Origin of the sequence: Herbaspirillum sp. SJZ107 (assembly GCF_006715485.1) — a bacterium.
GTDB lineage: Bacteria > Pseudomonadota > Gammaproteobacteria > Burkholderiales > Burkholderiaceae_D > Telluria.
In genome coordinates this window covers 746,054-762,264 of record NZ_VFNH01000001.1, presented here as the reverse complement: position 1 = coordinate 762,264, position 16,211 = coordinate 746,054, and the positions used below count along the sequence as shown (strand labels likewise).

The following is a 16,211-nucleotide window of genomic DNA, read 5'->3' as shown; positions in this document are numbered from 1 at the left end:
ACGAGGCCGATCTCGTGGGCTAAGTTGCGCCGGATCGTTTAGCATGGCGGGCTGTCCAACCCGAGAAAGCCCTGTCATGCCACGCTTCGCCGCCAATCTGAGCCTGATGTTCAACGAGCTCGGTTTCCTCGACCGCTTTGCCGCCGCGCGCGCGGCCGGCTTCGACGCGGTCGAATTCCTGTTTCCCTACGCCTTCGAACCGGAACAGATCGCCGGCCGCCTGCAACGCTACAGCCTGGACCTGGCGCTGTTCAACTTTCCGGCCGGCGACTGGGCCGCGGGCGAGCGCGGCTTCGCCTGCGATCCGCGCCGCATCAACGAGTTCCAGGACAGCGTCGAGCTGGCGCTCGAATATGCGCCCGACCTCGGCGTCAAGCGCCTGCACTGCCTGTCCGGCCGGCTGCACCCGGCGGTGGCGCCGGAACGTGCCCACGCCACCTTCGTCGACAACCTGCGCTTCGCCGCCGCCAAGATGGCAGAGCACGGCATCGAAGTCCTGATCGAGCCGATCAACAACCGCGACATCCCCGGCTACTTCCTGACCGGCACCGCCCAGGCGGCCGAGGTGATCCGCGATGCCGGCGTCGACAACCTGTTCCTGCAGTACGACATCTATCACATGCAGCGCATGGAAGGCGAACTCGCCAACACCCTGCGCGAACGCCTGCCGCTGATCCGCCATATCCAGCTGGCCGATGTCCCGGGCCGCCACGAGCCGGGCACGGGCGAGATCAATTTCCCCTACCTGTTCCGGGTGCTCGACGAGATCGGCTACGACGGCTGGGTCGGCTGCGAATACATTCCGCAGGGCGATACCCTCGCCGGCCTGGCATGGCGCGACATGGCGCGATGACTTGATAGCGGGCAATATCTCCAAGTAAAACTTTTGGAAGAATGGGACGTTTCGGGCACGGCCTTTTGCCGTCCAGAAAGGACCCATGAACCTGCGCCGCTTCCTCTCGCTTCCCCTTTTCCTCGCCCTGGCCGCCAGCCTGCTGCTGGCCAGTTGCGCCACTCCCACCAGCGGCCCGGTCAGCCTGTACGAGGTGCGCCAGTTCGCCGATGCCTCGGCCCGCATCGGCGGCTACGGCGAACTGTCGCGCCGCTACCGCGACACCTACCAGCGCGAACAACCCTACCTGTCGCCGGCCGCCGACCGCATCGCCAGGGAAAACGATGCGCGCCGGCGTGCCGTCTACGACGATTTCGTCAGCATCCAGAAAAGCCTGGTGCTCTACATGCAGACGCTGAGCCTGCTCGCCGGCGAAGCGCGCTACGACCTCTCGACCCAACTCGACGACCTCGGCACCGGCCTCAAGGCCAATGCCGAGTCCGGCTTGCAGGGGCGCCATATCGCCGCCTACACCGGCCTGACGCGCCTGCTGACGCGCGTGATCGCGTCCGGCTACCAGAACCGCAGCGTGGCGACCATGGTCCGCGACGGCGATGCCGATGTGCAAGCGCTGCTGGAAGCGATGATCACCCTCACCCGGCTGTACGCCAAGACCAACGAGAACGAGAAGAAGACCGTGCTCGGCATCTTCGACGTCGAGATCCCGTTCTCGGCCAAGAACCAGGACCGCATGCTGGTGACGCTGGCCAAGGTGCACTACCTGAACAAGGCCACCGAATACAAGCTGGTCGACAAGCGCTACGACCTGGCACTGCAGGGCTTGACCAAGGTCGCCCAGGGCCACCAGCGCATGCGCGAGAATCTGAACAACCTGACGAGCGATGAGATGCGCAAGCTGCTGGCCGCCTACGGCCGCGACCTGGTGGCGCTGCGCGATGCGCTGTCGGATTGAGTACCCATGAGGCAAGGAGATAGCATGGCAAACGAATCCAACCCCCACCAGCCCGGCACCGCGGCCGCTGCAAGCCCCGCCGCTTCACCCGCACCGAAGCCGCCGGCGCCGGCCGAGGCGCTGGCCACCGCGAAACAGGTCGAGGAGCTGGCAGACAGGCTGTCCGCCTGCGCCGACAGCATCCACGCGCGCGTGATGGCCGACATCCGGCGCCACAACGGCGGCGAGGTACCCGAGGGCGAGCAGGCGGTGGCGCGCGCCCTGCTCGACGCCGAGATCGAGCTGCGCCAGCGCGCCAACCGCCTGTATGCCGATGCCGCCGCCTGCATCGTGTCGTCGCTGGGCCAGTCGCAGCAGAAGCTGGTGCAGCTCACGATCGACGCCGCCGCCAAAATCCAGCAGATCACGCGCATCAGCGACGGCATCACGCTGGTCGCGCGCCTGCTCGGCCTGGCCGCGGCGGCCGCCACCGGCCAGGCCATGCCGATCCTGGCCGCGGTCGGCGCCCTCAAGCTCCAGCTCGACACGATCGCCCTCCACAATCCTGCCGCATCGGCAAAGCCGGCGGCAGACGCCGCCGCCCCCACCTCCGACGCCTGAAACCGGCCGGCCCTCGCGCTTCGCATGGCGCTTGGGCCGCGTCGCGCGGTGCGCTACACTGGTCGCGCAATGGGACCAGCGCCGGGAGGCATCATCATGGACACGTTGACCGAGGAGCAGCTCGGCCTGCTGCGCTCGATGCTGGCGCAGCGCCTGGATGCGCTGGTGCGGGTCGAGGAACCGGCGGCGCGCGAAAGCGGCCTGCCGGTGTCGGAGGTGGAAGCGTCGCCGCTCGACCGCGCCACCGCGCGCCTGCTCAACGACCTGACGCTGGAGGCGGCCGGCCAGCACACCGCCCAGGTGCAGGTGCTGCGCCATGCGCTGGCCAAATTCGACGACGGCAGCTACGGCATGTGCGAGGAATGCGGCCAGCCGATCGGCGTGTCGCGCCTGCTGGCGCGGCCCGAAGCGCGCCTGTGCATCGCCTGCCAGACGCGCGCCGAAAAGCGCTGAGCGCCTGGTACAGCCTCCATGGCTGCGTTGCTGCGTCTACCCTCCTTGCCATGAAAGCTCTCTCAGGCCCTCTTTATATTAGTACATGTGCTGCCCACCATTGATCGCCAGGTTGGCCCCGGTCATGAAGCCGGCTTCCTCGGACACCAGGTAAGCAATCAACGCTGCCACCTCGTCCGGTTCGCCCAGCCGCCCCATCGGGATCTGCGGCAGGATCTTGCCGCTCATGACCTCGGCCGGCACCGCCTCGACCATTCTGGTGCGCAGGTAGCCGGGCGAGACCGTGTTGACGGTGACGCCGTGGCGCGCCATCTCGAGTGCCAGCGCCTTGGTGAAACCGTGCATCGCAGCCTTGGCGGCGGAGTAATTGCATTGGCCGAAGGCGCCCTGCTGGCCATTGACCGACGAAATATTCACGATGCGGCCCCAGCGCTGCGCCATCATCGGCTCGATCGCCTGCTTGCTCATGTTGAAGACGCTGTCGAGGTTGGCGCGCAGCACGGCCTGCCAGTCTTCGTGGTCCATCTTGCGCAGGCTGCGGTCGCGCGTGATGCCGGCGTTATTCACCAGCACGTCCAGGCGTCCCAGCTCGGCCAGCAGCTTCTGCACCATCCATTCGCAATCGGCGTAGTCGCCGACGTCGACCTTGTAGGCGGAAAAACGGTAGCCTTCGTCGCGCTGGGCCGACAGCCAGGCATCCGGCGTCGTATTGCCGGGCGAAAAAGTCGTGGCGACCCGAAAGCCATCCGCATGCAGCCGCCGGCAGATGGCCGTGCCCAACCCGCCCATTCCTCCGGTCACCAACGCCACCCGATTGTCCATGATCGTCTCCTGTTTTATCGTGTCAGCCGCGCTGGATGCGCGGCATGAAACGACGAGTCTAGGACGGCATCAGCGTCAGACTTTGATCAGGATCAAACCGACAATAGGATAAGCCCGCTTGCCAGGCGTGGCGTGAGCAGATAGCAAAATAAATTGATTCAGCGAATCTTCAAGAGATCGGCAGCGATGCTCAGCGGATGATATCTGGAATGCTCGACGGATCGAAATCGGCCCAGTCGCCATCCACGATATTCCCCTGCGCGCGCTCGATGTGGTGGGCGCCCAGGCGGCGCAGCAGTGCGACCGCATCCTGTTCCCGGCCCGCATCGTCGAAGGCCACCGCGACCAGCATCCCGGCCGGACGGTTCTCGACCGGCGCGCGGCCGCCCTCTTCTTTTTCGCCGGCATCCTTCATCTTCGAAAAGCTGAACAGGGAGCCGACGTGGGCGCCGACCAGGCCGCCGACCACGGGGCCGAGCGGACCGGTGATCGGCGACGTGGCGGCACCGGCCACCGCTCCCACGGCAGCGCCGGCGCCGGCGCCCTGCACCACGCCTTCGGGCGATTCCTTGGCGCCCGGCGAGTGCAGGTGGTCGCCGCCGATCGGCGTCATGTCGTGCTGGCCCGGCTGACTCAGGTAGAAACCGCTGATGCGCTCGCTGGCGAAGCCGGCATCGACCAGCGCACGGCGCGCGGTCTCGACCTCATCCTGGAGCTGGAAATGACCTGCGATGATGGTGGACATGGTTCCTCCGTCGACGGTGGTGCACGCCACAGTCGGCGCGCGGACACGCCCAGCATGCGCGTACCAGCTCGACTGTTCTGTACGCGAACGCACGCAGCCTGTGCCGCCAAGGCCGGCGTGCTTCGGGTCACGCCGATGCTATTGCCATTGTCCATAGACCACGCCCCAGGGCTCCGGTTCCGGACGCGGTGGCGCCGCGATCCACTCGCGCGGATCGACCCGGAAGTAGGCCTGGAACTCGGCATACAGCTCGGGATGGCGTGTTGCGAGCGCATGCGGCAACTCGAAAAAGGTTTCGGTGGCCACGGCAAAGAATTCGGCCGGGTTGGTCGCGCCGTAGGGGTCGAGCACGTCGCGGTAGCCCCAGGCGGTATCGCGCCGCAGCAGCGCGAAGTCGCGCCCCAGCGTTTCCGACCAGCTGCGGTAGCGTTCGGCGCTGCCGAGGAAGGGTGCGCCGTTGGTGCTGCCGGATTCGCTGTCGAGCTGGTGCGCGAACTCGTGCAGCACCACGTTGTGCGTGCCCTCGGCCTCGTGGCCGGCGCGGCGCACGTGTTCCCACGACAGGATCACGCGGCCGTCGCCCCAGGATTCGCCCAGCAGGTCCTGGCGCGTCTCGGTGACCACGCCGGCAGCGTCGACTTCGTTGCGCGGCACAAGGAAGGCGCCCGGATACACCAGCACCGAGTGCAGGCCGGGATACACCTTGCCGGGCCGCCCCAGCAGCAGCAGGCAAGCCTGGGCCGCGATCGTCACCCGCATCTCCTCGGTGACCTCGAGTCCGGCGCAGCCGACGAAGGTCTTGTGGTGCAGGAAGCGCTTGACCAGATCCTGCAGTTCGCTGCGCCGGGCCGCCGGCATGCCGCGGTATTGCGCCACGTTGCGCTCGATGATGGCGAGCTGGGCCGGCGTGAGCGGACGCGCCAGCGCCCGCCGCAGGCGCCAGCGCGGCGTCAGCCAGGCCCCCAGCAATACCAGGGCCAGCAGCGCGGGAACCAGTGCGTCTTCCATCATGCCCCGCCGGCGGCGCCGGCTGCGGCATCGGCCTCGGGCTGCACCACCGGCGCCGGCCCGAAATGGGCCGCCACCTCGTCCGCGCCGCCGATCAGGCGTCCGCCCTCGAACACCTGGGGCCAGGTAGTCCCGCCGGACACGGCGCGCAGCACGCTGGTGGTGATCTTGCTGTCCTGGGAGATGTCGGTGAAGGCGATGCCGCGCGCCTTCAGCACTGCCTTGGCCCGCGCGCAGAACGGGCAGCCCGGCTTGGAAAACATCACCACCGGTTCCGGCGCCTCGGCGTCGGGCGCGATGTGGCGCAGCATGGTGTCGGCGTCGGACACCTCGAACGGATCGGCTTCCGGATCGTTCTCGTCCTGGGCCTCGATGAACATGGTGTCGACGATGCCGTCGCGCACCAGCATCGAATAGCGCCAGGAACGCTGCCCCAGGCCGAGTGCGCGCTTGTCGACCAGCATGCCCATGCCGGCGGTGAATTCGCCATTGCCGTCGGGGATCATGGTGATGTGCTCCGCTTCCTGCCCACGCCGCCACTCGTCCATCACGAAGGCGTCGTTGACCGAGATGCAGATGATATCGTCGATGCCGTGGCGGCGCATGACTTGCGCCAGCTCGTTATAGCGCGGCAGGTGGGCCGAGGAACAGGTCGGCGTATAGGCGCCCGGCAGCGCGAACACGACCACCGTCTTGCCCTTGAACAGCTCGTCGCTGCCGATATCGCGCGCCTTGCCGCCGCTGCGCGTCTTGAACGTAACTTGTGGAACAGGTTTTCCTTGCAATGAGGCGGCAGTCGGTAACATTTTCTCTCCTGGGTAGGCGGACAAGATGCCGCGTTCGCCTGCATATGAGCGCCATTGCCAGGTTTTCAATGAAAAAAAAACGCCACCCTGCACGAAGCAGGATGGCGCTTATGGGAGAACTGCAGTCAGGAGCGCATGGCGCTCCTGCGGGTCAAGCTTATTTGGCGACGGTCTGGCCAGGAGCCGGGCCGAACAGTGCGGCGACCAGCGGGTCACGGGTGACCGGGCTGCGGTTCACGCGGATCGCGTAATGGGTGTCGTCGGCCAGGATGTGGAAGTGGCGGCCGGTGCCGGCCATGCTCTGCTCGCGCAGGCCCGGCCGTTCCTTGCGTGGCGAAGCGCCTTCGCGTTTCGGCTGGCAGATCGCGCCCAGGAAGGTCTTGACGCGGTCCGGATCCGGCGAAATGCGGTACACGGCCTTGCCCAGGTAGGTGGCGGTGCCTTCGATGTAGCGCGCCAGTTCGATCACGCCGGCTTCGCGCAGGTCGCGGATGTATTTGCGGGCGCCCGACGGCGAGAATTTCAGGAACCAGGCGATTTCGTCGGCCAGCATTTCATGGGTTTGCAGCTCGCCAATCAGCTTCTGCATGTTCTCGATACGGCGCTGGGTGGCCGAGGTCGACCGCACACGTTCGATCGGCGCCAGCGAAATCGGGGAGCGTTCGGTCGGTTGAGGCGGGACACGTTCGATCAGTGCAGAGTTGCTGGACGTGTGCACTGCGTTGAGATCGCCTTGCACCGCATTGTGGTGAGTCGCTGCATGCATATTGGTTTGCTCCGTATAAAAGACAGTGTTCTGGTGAGGCTGCGGGCCCATCGTCTGTCTTATGACCTTATGACAACACGGCGGTTCCGCTTAACTGGATACAAGATTGCCTGTGTCATCACGTCTGGTCTGTGCGCCATCCAACATTGCCGGAAAATTCCGAACGAGTAGGAAATGGCTGAGCTAACGCCATCCACTATGCACGAACACGCAACGCGCACGGTGCCGCACGATTGAAACGACAAGAAAACAACATGCGGCCCACATATTTTGTTGGTCCTCAAAAAAAATTGTGAAAGCCGCAAACATGTCGGTTTTATGACATCTTGCATGCATATGCAGTCTCTATATAGGCAGATTGCTTACATGTGGAGCAATATCTGGCTGCAAATATGTACAAAACCACTTAATTTCGTAACATTCGGAAACACACACTCGACAGTTTGTAACCGCTCACGTTGTAAAATTTCCACACCAGCCGTTCCTAGGTGCGCTAGCGCACGGACCTCAACGAGGAACGACTTGTAAGCTTGACATCAACATCACTGCAAGACATGCGATGTCAGTACCTTTACAACTTATGGGAGTTACCTGTGAATAACATGAAGAAGATCGCTCTGGCTGCCGCCATCCTCTGCTCGGCCGGTTCCACGCTGGCACAAGAAGTCATCAATCCGTCGTGGTACATTGCACCGACCGTCGTCGGTATCAAGCCGGACGCGGATTTCGGCGTCGATGACAAGGACTGGGGCGGCGGGTTGAAATTCGGTAAGCCTGTGCACCCGCTGTGGGACATCCAGATCGGCGCAACCCACGCCCGTGCCAAGGATAACGGCAACGACTACCGCCAGACCCTGGTGGGTATCGACTCCCTGCTGATGCTGTCGCGCCAGAACTTCCGCCCGTTCCTGCTGCTGGGCGTCGGTGGTCAGCGTGACCACATGAGCACCCCGCTGCGCCGCGCTTCGGGCTGGTCGCCATACGCGACTGCAGGCCTGGGCTTCCAGGTCGGCATCAACGACCGCTTCTCGCTGCAAGCCGACGTGCGCGCTGTGAAATCGAACCTGCGTGACGACGACAAGTACGGCTTCAACAAGTCCCTGACCAAGTACGCTTCGGTCAGCCTGAACTACGCCCTGAGCCCGGCACCGCAGCCGGTCCCTGCCGCTGCTCCGACCCCGGTCGTCGAGGCCCCGGCACCGGTCGCGCAACCGGAACCGGTCGCTCCGCCGCCGCCGCCGCCGGCACGCTTCGAGAAAGTCACCCTGGACGCCAACAAGACCTTCGGTTTTGACAGCGCCACCGTGATCACCCCGGCACCGCAACTGGACGAGATCGCCGCTGCCCTGCAGGCCGACACCTCGATCAGCAACGTCGACATCACCGGCTACACCGACCGTCTGGGTTCGACCAAGTACAACCAGAAGCTGTCGGAGAAACGCGCCAACGCCGTGCGTGACTACCTGGTCGCCAAGGGCATCGACGGCAACCGTCTGCGCGCTTCGGGCAAAGGCGAAGCCAACCCGATCGTGACCGATTGCAAGCAGAAGAAGAAGTCGGACCTGATCGCCTGCCTGGCACCGAACCGCCGCGTGGAAGTCGAGCAGATCACCATCGAACGCCGCGTGCAGTAATTGCTGGCTTGAATTGACGGCGCCCTCCGGGCGCCAGTCGAGTGGGCGTAGGCCCGAGAACGCGCCTTCGGGCGCGTTCGTCTTTTGGAGATGCGCTATGGAAGTAAAAAACTTTATACCGTACACGCGCAAGCTCATCCATGTGATGCGCTGCGCCATCACGGAGTGGATAGACCATCGCGCGGCCAGCAAGGGGGCAGCCCTGGCCTTCTATTCGCTGTTCTCGCTGGCACCGATCCTGGTGCTGGTGATCGCCGTGGCCGGCTTTTTTTACGGTCGTGAAGCTGCTCAAGGGCAGTTACTCAACGAATTGCGCGGCCTGGTCGGCCCGCAAGGGGCCACCACCATCCAGGCGATCCTGGCCGGCGCGCAAAACAAGGACAGCGGCCTGTTCGCGACCATCATTGCCTCCGTCCTGCTGGTAGTCGGCGCGACCAGCGCCTTTTCGGAATTGAAGGACAGCCTGGATGAAATCTGGGGCGTGCCGCCGCCCAAGGACGCCAGCTGGTGGGACACGGTGCGCACGCGCCTGCTCTCCTTCGGCCTGATCCTGACGCTTGGCCTGCTCCTGATGACCTCGCTCGTCGTTTCCGCCGCACTGACCCTGGTCGAAAAATACCTGGGCGGGATCTGGCACTCCACCACCGTCATCCTCGGCTGGGTGGCATGGGCATTCGGCTTCCTCGTCATCGCCACCATGTTCGGCGCCATCTACAAGCTGCTGCCGCGCATCCACCTGTCGTGGCACGACGTGACCATCGGCGCGCTTGGCACCGCCATCATGTTTACGCTGGGAAAATTCGGGATTGGCCTGTATATCGGTAACAGCGGCACGACCGACAGCTTCGGCGCGGCCGGCTCGCTGATTGCGTTGCTGTTGTGGGTATATTACTCAGCACAGATCTTCTTCCTCGGCGCAGAATTCGCACGCCAGTACGCGATCCAGATGGGCAGCCTGAGCAAGAAAGAACGGCACACGTCCGCGGCGATGGCCACCCTGCCCGACGGCCGCCCGGAACGCCGCATCCGCGAACGCCGCAGCCCGGGTTCGCGCGACCGCCGCAGCAACAGCGGCCAGGACCGGCGGCTCGGCGTGGCAGTCAGCCACACGCACTGACCGCAAGACCTGACGGCAAGCACTCCGCGAACGGTGACCGCCACCTTCGCGGAGTTTTTTTTATCCAACGGAGGAAAACCATGTCATTTCCCTACCTGAGCGATGTCGTCTATTTCCTGACCGGGTTGCGCCTGCCGCTGCCCTTCGCCACCTTCGGCATCCTGGTTGCACTGGCGGCATTGACTGCCGCGGCCTGCCTGCGCCGCGAAATGCGCCGGCTGCACGCCGAGGGGCGCGTCGGTATGGCCAGGCGCTTCGCGAAAGACGCACAGGGACGGCGCACCGCGGTCGAACTTGCCCCGCACACGCTGGTCGGCGACTTCACGATGGTCGTGCTGTTCGCAGGTATCGGCGGCGCGCGCCTGTTTCATATCCTGGAAAACGGCGACCTGTTCTGGCGCGATCCGCTGGCGATGATCTTCAGCCGCTCGGGACTGAGCGTATTCGGCGGCCTGATCGTCGGTGCGCTGGCGGGACTGGTCTTGCTGAAGCGCTGGCGCATTCCCGTACGGCCGTTTCTCGACGCCATTGCGCCGGCGCTGATGCTCGGCTACGCGATCGGCCGGCTGGGCTGCCAGATTGCCGGCGACGGCGACTGGGGCACCGCGGCCGACATGGCCTTGAAGCCGTCATGGCTGCCGACCTGGCTATGGGCGCAAACCTACGACAACAACATCTACGGCGAGCTGATCGCCGCACCCGGCGTGTATCCGACGCCGATCTACGAATCGGCCATGGCTCTGGCCTGCTTTGGCGTGCTGTGGGCGCTGCGCCGGCATCCGTTCGGGGCTGGCTGGCTGTTCTCGGCCTATCTGCTGCTGGCGGGCATCGAGCGCCTGTCCATCGAGCAGATCCGGGTCAACGTCAGGTTCGCGTTCTACGGCGTGCATTTCGCCCAGGCCGAATTCATTGCCGTGCTGTTCATCGCCATGGGCGCGGTCGGCATGAGCTTGCTGGGACGGCGCGCCCTCCCCTGTGCATTCGGCGGCACGCCGACCTGACGGTGGATGCAGGCGCTATTCGCCGAGCAGCTCCGCCACCACTTCCATCCCTTCCACGCGCTCGGCGACGACCTTGATCACCATGACCATAGGCACACCGAGCAGCAGGCCCCACATGCCCCATAGCCAGCCCCAGAACAGCAGGCTGACAAAGACGGCCGCCGGGTTCATCTTGGCGATCTTGCCGGTCATCCAGGTGGCAACCACCATGCCGACCAGGGTTGCGATCGCCATCGAGGCGCCCGCCACCAGGATCACCATGCGCAGCGACTCGAACTGCAGGAAGGCAACCAGCCCGGTGGCGGTGGTGATCAGCAGCGGGCCAAAATACGGCATCACGTGGGCGACGCCGGCAAAGATGGCCCAGGCGCCGGCATTCTCCAGACCGATCAGGCGTAGCGCCACCCACATGAACAGCGCCAGCAGCACGTTGGTGACCAGCAGCATGAACATGTAGTTCTGGATCGAGGTGTTGATGTCCTCGAGGATGTGCACAGTAACTTTTTTCTTGGTCAGCGAGGGGCCGGTCAGCTTGACCAGCTTGCGCTTGAAGGTGTTACCGGCCAGCAGAAGGAAGAACACCAGGAAGATCACCATGGTCGCCTGCGAAAGGAAGCTGGCAAGGCCGACCGAACCGGCCAGCAGCCAGTCCATGATGCGGAAATTGCTGGAACCGGCACTGGCCGCCTGCTGGGCGGCAGCTGCTACCGCGCGCCGCTGCTGTGCCGCACGGCGCGCATCGGCGCCGGAGTTCGACGCCGCCTGCTCGATCTCGGCCGCCGCGGCCTGCATCTGCTGGATGGTCGACGGGGTGCCGTCCGAGGCTTGGGTGATCAGCTTGGTCACCTTGTGCGTCAGGGCCGGCAGTTCGTCGACGATATTGAATATTTCGCCCTGTACGCGCTGCACGGTGAGCGCCATGCCGGCCAGGATCAGGCCGGTGACCAGGGTGGCGCCGATGGCGCGCTTGATGTGCCAGCGCTCGAGCCACCGCACGACCGGACTGAGCGTGTAAGCGATGAAAATGCCGAGCAACAGCGGCACGAAGAAATTCTTGGCCCATTGCAGGGCGTAGACGAAGGCCACCGTGGCGATGATGCCGAGCGACAGCCCGCGTGCATTGACGTGCATCGGCAGGCGCAGGCCGCCATGCTGGGCGCCCAGCGCTTCGCCGGTGGGAGCGCCGGCCGGCGACAACAGGCCGGCGGCGCGTGCAGCCGCCTCCGGCTCGGGTTCCGCGGCGGGCGTCGCCGGGTCCGCCGGCTCGGTTGCCCCGGAGGATGCCGGGCCTGGTTTGGCGAGCTGCATATGTCCTGCCTGATAAAAATGCCGGATCGACCGGCATTGTAGACTGCTTACTTGACGCGGATGTCGTTCTTGACCGAGTTCACGCCCTTGACGCCACGTGCCACTTCAGCGGCTTTCTGAGCATCTTGTGCCTGAGCCACGAAGCCCGACAGCTGGACGTCGCCCTTGTAGGTCTCGACGTTGATCTCGGTTGCCTTCAGGCTCGGCTCGTTGAAGATCGCAGCCTTGACCTTACCGGTGACGACGGAATCGTCGACGTATTCGCCGGTCGACTCGCGGGTGCCGGTCGACGAGCAGCCGACGATGGTGAAGGCAACGGTAGCGGTGAAGATGGCGGTTGCGACGCGTTTGGTCATGTTCATGGTGGACTCCTTGTTGTTGATGATGTGCTGCTGGTTGAGCTCTGATGAGCGGGTGGCGGAGCGATCCGCCCTTCGTTGAAACGATTCCTCGTTACCTGTTGAATGCCGTCCGGGCTGCCGAGACGCACTGGTCCTTGGCAGCGCCGGCAAAGGCATCGCATTTCTCCATCTCGACGCGGTAGGCCGCGCTCAGCTTGTCCGCGCGCGCATCGTTGCGCGCCTCGATGGTCTTCTGGTCGGCGCGGGCATCGGCTTCGGCCGCGACCAGCGTGGCCTTGGCCTGGGCCTTGCAGACATCCTTGTCGTTGCCGGTCATGCCGGCGCAGCGTGCCTGGTCGCGCTGGTAATTGGCCGAGGCGATGCGCATGCGGGCGCGGGTAAAGGCCTTCAGCGTGTCTTCATAGCGGGCGCGGGCGGATTCCTCGGCCTGCACGCGCTGGGCCTTGGCCTCGGCGACGCACATGTCCTTGGGATTGCCGGTGATCGCATCGCAGCGGGCACGCGCATTCTTGTAGGCCGCGCCGGCGGCATCGCGTGCCTGCTGGTAGGCCAGCTTGGCTTCCGGGGTGGCCGCACGCGCATGTCCGGCCGCCCACAACAGGGCGGCGGCCAGCAGCAAGATCATATGGGGTGTTCGCATCACGACTCCTGTTTTCGTTCTTTTCAGTCCTTGATGACGTTTTACTCTGCTGTAAGGAAGCTTTCTGTTCGGTGCCGTACACATGCAGCGCAATCCCCTGTAAGCTGATAAAAGTCTATAGCTCCAGCGCATAAAGACACGGTTAGCCATCGCACAGACCCTGGTGGGACGAGTGCTTAACCTGAACTGACATTTTTGCCAGGAGAACAAGTCATGAAAGCACCTCATACCTTGGTCGCGCTGGTCGCGGCCAGCGCGATCCTCGGCGGCTGCGCCAGCAGCAACCCGCAACCCTATTACGGCAGCAACGACGGCTACCGCCACGGCTACGACAACACGGCCTCGGCAGGCTACGGCACGATCGAATCGATCCAGGTGAGCAGCGGCGACGGCCGCACCGGGGGCGGTGGCGCCCTCCTCGGCGGCGTGGTCGGTGCGCTGGCTGGCAACCAGGTCGGCAGCGGCGGCGGCCGTACTGCGGCCACCGTGGCCGGCGGCGTGGCCGGGGCCGTGATCGGCAACCGGGTCGAAGCCAACCGCAATGCCGAAGGCCAGCAAATGTATATGGTGAGGGTCCGCCTGGACAATGGCGAGTACCGCGACGTGACCCAGGACAGCGTCTATGACCTGCGCGAAGGCAACCGCGTGCGCATCGTCGATGGCCGCGTCTATCGCTACTGAGCCGCTACTGCGCCGCTACCGAAACGCGATTCCATCCGCCGGCGCCTGCGCCGGCTTTTTCGTGAGCAAACGGAAATGTGAAGGAGGCACGATGCGAGCATCGATCCCGACCTTGGGCGGCCTGGCACTGGCCTGCGTATTCGCGCTGTGCAGCGCCGCCCAGGCGCAGAACGACGCCGGCAAGGCGCAGGGCGAAGGCCGGCAGGCGGCCCTGAAGACATTGCAGAAGGAAATCGGTGCGGCCTATGACGAAGCCAAGCGCGCCTGCGCCAGGGGACCGGCGGACGGGCGCAGCGCCTGCCTGCAGCAGGCGCGCCAGACCTGGCAGGACGACATGAAGGGGGCGCCGGCCCAGGTACAGGCCGCCGGCGGCATGGGCAGCGTGACGACGACCAGGACCACCACGGTCGGCGACACCAGCACCACCAGCGTGACGACCACGCCGGCGAGCGCCGAACCCGCTGTGCAGTAAGCACGCGGGCGCGCAAGCGGCAGACAAAAAGACGGCGCCCAATCGAAGATTGCGGCGCCGCTCAAGCCCCACCATATTCATTGCGGCATGACACCAGGCACTGTCGTGCGTGCCATGCCTTGCCATAAACTGCGGCGCCGGGCCGACGCATCGGCCCGGTGGCTCCGCGCACCCTGCAGCTTGAACCCAAACCGCAAAGTGCACGCTACGGCATCAGCATACCTCAGTATGACACTTGCTGCGCGCGTTTACGCTGCAAATACCAGCCGATCGCGCCGAGCACGACACCGGCACCGAGTGCCTGCTTGCCGAGCTTGCGCTTGCGGATGAAGCTGATTGCGGTCAGCGCGTACGGCGCCAGCACCGACACGCTGGTGCCGGTCGGCTTCAGCAGCGCATCGGCGCGGGTGCGCAGCACCCAGGTCGCGTGGTCGAGCACCGAGTGGAACATCACTTCCGGACGGGCCGAATGCGTGATCTGGGCACGCGCGTGGGCGACGCCCGCGCGGTAGAACTCGCCGTCGCGCAGCAGCGCGCGCTTGCGCTCCTCGGGGGAACCGTTGTGGCCGGGGCTGACGTGGTAGTCTTTTGCTTGCATGGGAACACTCTCCTTTTACATCAGCGCTTTACAGCAACATGTCGCGGTCGTTCCGCAGTTCCTTCATGGTTTCCGGGAAAGTCAGCTTGCCCTGTTTCAGCATCGAGATCCCCTTCATGACCAGCACTGCGGTCAGGACGACGAACACGATGAACATGACCAGCAGGATCTTCCAGCCCATTTCATCCCAGGCCAGCGCCACGATCGTCGCGGTGCCGTAGGCCAGCGCGAACCAGGTCGCCATGACCGCCACAGCGAAGATGGCGACCAGTTCGATCAGGTGGTTGCGGACCTCGGCCATTTCGAGCGCGGCCAGTTCCGCACGCGAGACCAACAGCCCGACGACGTTCTTGGCCAGCGCGGTGATGCCGCCCAGCAGGCCGGGGCTGTGCACGACGTTTTCTTGGTTATCCATGGCTGCTGCCCCCGTCCGCTATTATTTACGTCCTAATGCAACACCGACCAGCAGGCCGACACCGGCCGCCACGGCGACGGTACGCCACGGGTTATCCTTGACATAGACATCGGCTGTCTTCGCCAGTTCCTTGCTCTTGACGACGGCTTGATCCTGGTACTTGCCGGCCTTGCCCAGCGCGGAATCCAGCAGGGCCATGCCGCGCTCGCGCAGATCGTCGGCCTTGGTGCCGGTCAGGGCAGCGGCGGCGGTCAGGAGCGACTGCGCGTCCTTGACCAGGGCTTTCACGTCGGTGTTGGCATCGTCCAGCTTGCTGTTGACGGCAGCTTCGTTGGCAGTGGCGCGGATATTGTTCAGCATGTTCTACTCCTGTTGTTGTTGGTGGGGTGGTTTGTAATCGGTTCTTGTTCAGGCCAGCAGGTCGCTCATGTCGTCCGCGTGCTCTTCTTCGGTAGCAAGGATTTCCGTCAGCATCAGCTTGGTGGTCGGGTCCTTGTCGCCGATCGCCTGGATCATCTGGCGATAGGATTCGATGGCGACGCGCTCGGCGATGAGGTCGGCGCGGATCATTGCCTGCACGTCGTCGGAATCGTCGTACTCGGCGTGGCTGCGCTGGGTCAGCGTGGCCGGGTTGAAGTTCGGCGAACCGTTCAGCTGGACGATGCGCTCGGCGATACGGTCGGCATGGTCCTGCTCCTGCTGGGCGTGCTCGAGGAACTCGGCCTTGATGTGGCCGGTGTTCGGGCCGCTGACGGTGAAGTAGTGGCGCTTGTAGCGCAGTACGCACAGCAGTTCGGTGGCGAGCGCGGCGTTCAGCATCGAGATCACGGCCTCGCGGTCGGCGGCGTAGCCGTCGGTCACGGCGCCGTCTTCGAGGTTGGCGGCAGCGCGGCGGATTTCCGCGACGTCGAAGCCGTGGCCGAGGTTGGAATTCGTTTCGTTCATGATGACTCTTCCTTATTTCTTTTGCTTGGGTTA

At 64.7% G+C, this 16,211-nt stretch carries 21 protein-coding genes; 9 read left to right on the top strand and 12 right to left on the bottom strand.

From position 1 onward, the window contains the following. Positions 1-76 precede the first annotated feature (76 nt). The 4 genes from otnI to FBX97_RS03405 all read left to right on the top strand — a co-directional run bounded on the left by otnI (position 77) and on the right by FBX97_RS03405 (position 2,858). The gene (gene otnI, locus FBX97_RS03420; protein WP_141828826.1) at positions 77-853 is read left to right on the top strand and encodes a 2-oxo-tetronate isomerase; all 777 of its coding nucleotides are present in this window, start codon (positions 77-79) and stop codon (positions 851-853) included. Positions 854-938: 85 nt separating this feature from the next. Then, a complete protein-coding gene (locus tag FBX97_RS03415) occupies positions 939-1,805 on the top strand; it encodes a hypothetical protein (RefSeq protein ID WP_141828825.1) in 867 nt (288 codons plus the stop codon). 24 nt (positions 1,806-1,829) lie between these two features. Further along, the gene (locus FBX97_RS03410; protein WP_185748452.1) at positions 1,830-2,405 is read left to right on the top strand and encodes a hypothetical protein; all 576 of its coding nucleotides are present in this window, start codon (positions 1,830-1,832) and stop codon (positions 2,403-2,405) included. A gap of 96 nt (positions 2,406-2,501) precedes the next feature. Beyond that, positions 2,502-2,858, top strand: a complete 357-nt coding sequence (locus FBX97_RS03405; RefSeq protein WP_141828824.1) for a TraR/DksA family transcriptional regulator — start codon at positions 2,502-2,504, stop codon at positions 2,856-2,858. Between the two features lie 78 nt (positions 2,859-2,936). On the opposite strand, the gene phbB is transcribed toward FBX97_RS03405, so the two are convergent. From phbB to FBX97_RS03380, 5 genes are all read right to left on the bottom strand, one after another. Beyond that, positions 2,937-3,680, bottom strand: coding sequence for an acetoacetyl-CoA reductase (phbB, locus tag FBX97_RS03400; protein WP_141828823.1), 744 nt, complete (start codon positions 3,678-3,680; stop codon positions 2,937-2,939). A 190-nt stretch (positions 3,681-3,870) separates the two neighbouring features. Beyond that, the gene (locus tag FBX97_RS03395; RefSeq protein ID WP_141828822.1) at positions 3,871-4,425 is read right to left on the bottom strand and encodes a glycine zipper domain-containing protein; all 555 of its coding nucleotides are present in this window, start codon (positions 4,423-4,425) and stop codon (positions 3,871-3,873) included. A gap of 138 nt (positions 4,426-4,563) precedes the next feature. Next, positions 4,564-5,436, bottom strand: a complete 873-nt coding sequence (locus tag FBX97_RS03390; RefSeq protein ID WP_370457133.1) for a zinc-dependent peptidase — start codon at positions 5,434-5,436, stop codon at positions 4,564-4,566. Next, the gene (locus FBX97_RS03385) at positions 5,433-6,239 is read right to left on the bottom strand and encodes a glutathione peroxidase (protein ID WP_141828821.1); all 807 of its coding nucleotides are present in this window, start codon (positions 6,237-6,239) and stop codon (positions 5,433-5,435) included. Before FBX97_RS03385 ends, FBX97_RS03390 begins: the two co-directional genes overlap by 4 nt. A 157-nt stretch (positions 6,240-6,396) precedes the next feature. After that, positions 6,397-7,005 (bottom strand): winged helix-turn-helix domain-containing protein, encoded by a 609-nt coding sequence (locus FBX97_RS03380; RefSeq protein WP_141828820.1) that lies wholly within the window; start codon positions 7,003-7,005, stop codon positions 6,397-6,399. A gap of 602 nt (positions 7,006-7,607) precedes the next feature. Here FBX97_RS03380 and FBX97_RS03375 point away from each other — a divergent pair. The 3 genes from FBX97_RS03375 (at position 7,608) to FBX97_RS03365 (ending at position 10,757) form a co-directional block, all read left to right on the top strand. Beyond that, positions 7,608-8,639, top strand: coding sequence for an OmpA family protein (locus FBX97_RS03375; protein ID WP_370457132.1), 1,032 nt, complete (start codon positions 7,608-7,610; stop codon positions 8,637-8,639). A gap of 97 nt (positions 8,640-8,736) precedes the next feature. Then, on the top strand, positions 8,737-9,756 hold the full coding sequence (locus tag FBX97_RS03370) for a YihY/virulence factor BrkB family protein (protein WP_141828818.1): 1,020 nt from the start codon (positions 8,737-8,739) through the stop codon (positions 9,754-9,756). 80 nt (positions 9,757-9,836) lie between these two features. Then, entirely contained in the window at positions 9,837-10,757 is a 921-nt protein-coding gene (locus FBX97_RS03365; protein WP_141828817.1) for a prolipoprotein diacylglyceryl transferase, read from the top strand. 15 nt (positions 10,758-10,772) lie between these two features. On the opposite strand, the gene FBX97_RS03360 is transcribed toward FBX97_RS03365, so the two are convergent. From FBX97_RS03360 to FBX97_RS03350, 3 genes are all read right to left on the bottom strand, one after another. Next, entirely contained in the window at positions 10,773-12,065 is a 1,293-nt protein-coding gene (locus tag FBX97_RS03360) for an AI-2E family transporter (RefSeq protein ID WP_141828816.1), read from the bottom strand. 47 nt (positions 12,066-12,112) lie between these two features. Further along, positions 12,113-12,427: a BON domain-containing protein gene (locus FBX97_RS03355; protein WP_141828815.1), complete on the bottom strand. Its 315-nt coding sequence runs from the start codon at positions 12,425-12,427 to the stop codon at positions 12,113-12,115. Between the two features lie 91 nt (positions 12,428-12,518). Beyond that, positions 12,519-13,067, bottom strand: coding sequence for a hypothetical protein (locus FBX97_RS03350; protein ID WP_141828814.1), 549 nt, complete (start codon positions 13,065-13,067; stop codon positions 12,519-12,521). A gap of 213 nt (positions 13,068-13,280) precedes the next feature. Between FBX97_RS03350 and FBX97_RS03345 the strand changes: the two genes are divergently transcribed. Both FBX97_RS03345 and FBX97_RS03340 read left to right on the top strand, forming a co-directional pair. Continuing rightward, on the top strand, positions 13,281-13,748 hold the full coding sequence (locus tag FBX97_RS03345) for a glycine zipper 2TM domain-containing protein (RefSeq protein ID WP_141828813.1): 468 nt from the start codon (positions 13,281-13,283) through the stop codon (positions 13,746-13,748). 91 nt (positions 13,749-13,839) lie between these two features. Further along, a complete protein-coding gene (locus tag FBX97_RS03340; RefSeq protein WP_185748451.1) occupies positions 13,840-14,220 on the top strand; it encodes a hypothetical protein in 381 nt (126 codons plus the stop codon). A gap of 223 nt (positions 14,221-14,443) precedes the next feature. Here the strand turns inward: FBX97_RS03340 and FBX97_RS03335 are convergent, their stop codons facing one another. Genes FBX97_RS03335 through FBX97_RS03320 form a run of 4 tightly spaced genes read right to left on the bottom strand, consistent with a single transcriptional unit; the run spans position 14,444 to position 16,178 of the window. Continuing rightward, the gene (locus FBX97_RS03335; RefSeq protein ID WP_141828812.1) at positions 14,444-14,818 is read right to left on the bottom strand and encodes a hypothetical protein; all 375 of its coding nucleotides are present in this window, start codon (positions 14,816-14,818) and stop codon (positions 14,444-14,446) included. A 28-nt stretch (positions 14,819-14,846) separates the two neighbouring features. Continuing rightward, positions 14,847-15,233, bottom strand: a complete 387-nt coding sequence (locus FBX97_RS03330; protein ID WP_141828811.1) for a phage holin family protein — start codon at positions 15,231-15,233, stop codon at positions 14,847-14,849. Between the two features lie 21 nt (positions 15,234-15,254). Beyond that, positions 15,255-15,593, bottom strand: coding sequence for a YqjD family protein (locus tag FBX97_RS03325; RefSeq protein ID WP_141828810.1), 339 nt, complete (start codon positions 15,591-15,593; stop codon positions 15,255-15,257). A gap of 48 nt (positions 15,594-15,641) precedes the next feature. Next, complete coding sequence (locus FBX97_RS03320) at positions 15,642-16,178, bottom strand: bacterioferritin (protein ID WP_141828809.1); 537 nt, start codon at positions 16,176-16,178, stop codon at positions 15,642-15,644. Positions 16,179-16,211 lie beyond the last annotated feature (33 nt).

Excerpts from the sequence above, each read along its gene's own strand:
- FBX97_RS03355 (WP_141828815.1), bottom strand. The coding sequence starts at position 12,427 with ATGAACATGACCAAACGCGTCGCAACCGCCATCTTCACCGCTACCGTT.
- FBX97_RS03335 (WP_141828812.1), bottom strand. The coding sequence starts at position 14,818 with ATGCAAGCAAAAGACTACCACGTCAGCCCCGGCCACAACGGTTCCCCC.
- FBX97_RS03415 (WP_141828825.1), top strand. The coding sequence starts at position 939 with ATGAACCTGCGCCGCTTCCTCTCGCTTCCCCTTTTCCTCGCCCTGGCC.
- FBX97_RS03380 (WP_141828820.1), bottom strand. The coding sequence starts at position 7,005 with ATGCATGCAGCGACTCACCACAATGCGGTGCAAGGCGATCTCAACGCA.
- FBX97_RS03330 (WP_141828811.1), bottom strand. The coding sequence starts at position 15,233 with ATGGATAACCAAGAAAACGTCGTGCACAGCCCCGGCCTGCTGGGCGGC.
- FBX97_RS03365 (WP_141828817.1), top strand. The coding sequence starts at position 9,837 with ATGTCATTTCCCTACCTGAGCGATGTCGTCTATTTCCTGACCGGGTTG.
- FBX97_RS03350 (WP_141828814.1), bottom strand. The coding sequence starts at position 13,067 with ATGCGAACACCCCATATGATCTTGCTGCTGGCCGCCGCCCTGTTGTGG.
- FBX97_RS03385 (WP_141828821.1), bottom strand. The coding sequence starts at position 6,239 with ATGTTACCGACTGCCGCCTCATTGCAAGGAAAACCTGTTCCACAAGTT.
- FBX97_RS03395 (WP_141828822.1), bottom strand. The coding sequence starts at position 4,425 with ATGTCCACCATCATCGCAGGTCATTTCCAGCTCCAGGATGAGGTCGAG.
- FBX97_RS03360 (WP_141828816.1), bottom strand. The coding sequence starts at position 12,065 with ATGCAGCTCGCCAAACCAGGCCCGGCATCCTCCGGGGCAACCGAGCCG.
- FBX97_RS03405 (WP_141828824.1), top strand. The coding sequence starts at position 2,502 with ATGGACACGTTGACCGAGGAGCAGCTCGGCCTGCTGCGCTCGATGCTG.
- FBX97_RS03370 (WP_141828818.1), top strand. The coding sequence starts at position 8,737 with ATGGAAGTAAAAAACTTTATACCGTACACGCGCAAGCTCATCCATGTG.
- FBX97_RS03390 (WP_370457133.1), bottom strand. The coding sequence starts at position 5,436 with ATGATGGAAGACGCACTGGTTCCCGCGCTGCTGGCCCTGGTATTGCTG.
- FBX97_RS03345 (WP_141828813.1), top strand. The coding sequence starts at position 13,281 with ATGAAAGCACCTCATACCTTGGTCGCGCTGGTCGCGGCCAGCGCGATC.
- phbB (WP_141828823.1), bottom strand. The coding sequence starts at position 3,680 with ATGGACAATCGGGTGGCGTTGGTGACCGGAGGAATGGGCGGGTTGGGC.
- FBX97_RS03410 (WP_185748452.1), top strand. The coding sequence starts at position 1,830 with ATGGCAAACGAATCCAACCCCCACCAGCCCGGCACCGCGGCCGCTGCA.
- FBX97_RS03375 (WP_370457132.1), top strand. The coding sequence starts at position 7,608 with ATGAAGAAGATCGCTCTGGCTGCCGCCATCCTCTGCTCGGCCGGTTCC.
- FBX97_RS03340 (WP_185748451.1), top strand. The coding sequence starts at position 13,840 with ATGCGAGCATCGATCCCGACCTTGGGCGGCCTGGCACTGGCCTGCGTA.
- otnI (WP_141828826.1), top strand. The coding sequence starts at position 77 with ATGCCACGCTTCGCCGCCAATCTGAGCCTGATGTTCAACGAGCTCGGT.
- FBX97_RS03325 (WP_141828810.1), bottom strand. The coding sequence starts at position 15,593 with ATGCTGAACAATATCCGCGCCACTGCCAACGAAGCTGCCGTCAACAGC.
- FBX97_RS03320 (WP_141828809.1), bottom strand. The coding sequence starts at position 16,178 with ATGAACGAAACGAATTCCAACCTCGGCCACGGCTTCGACGTCGCGGAA.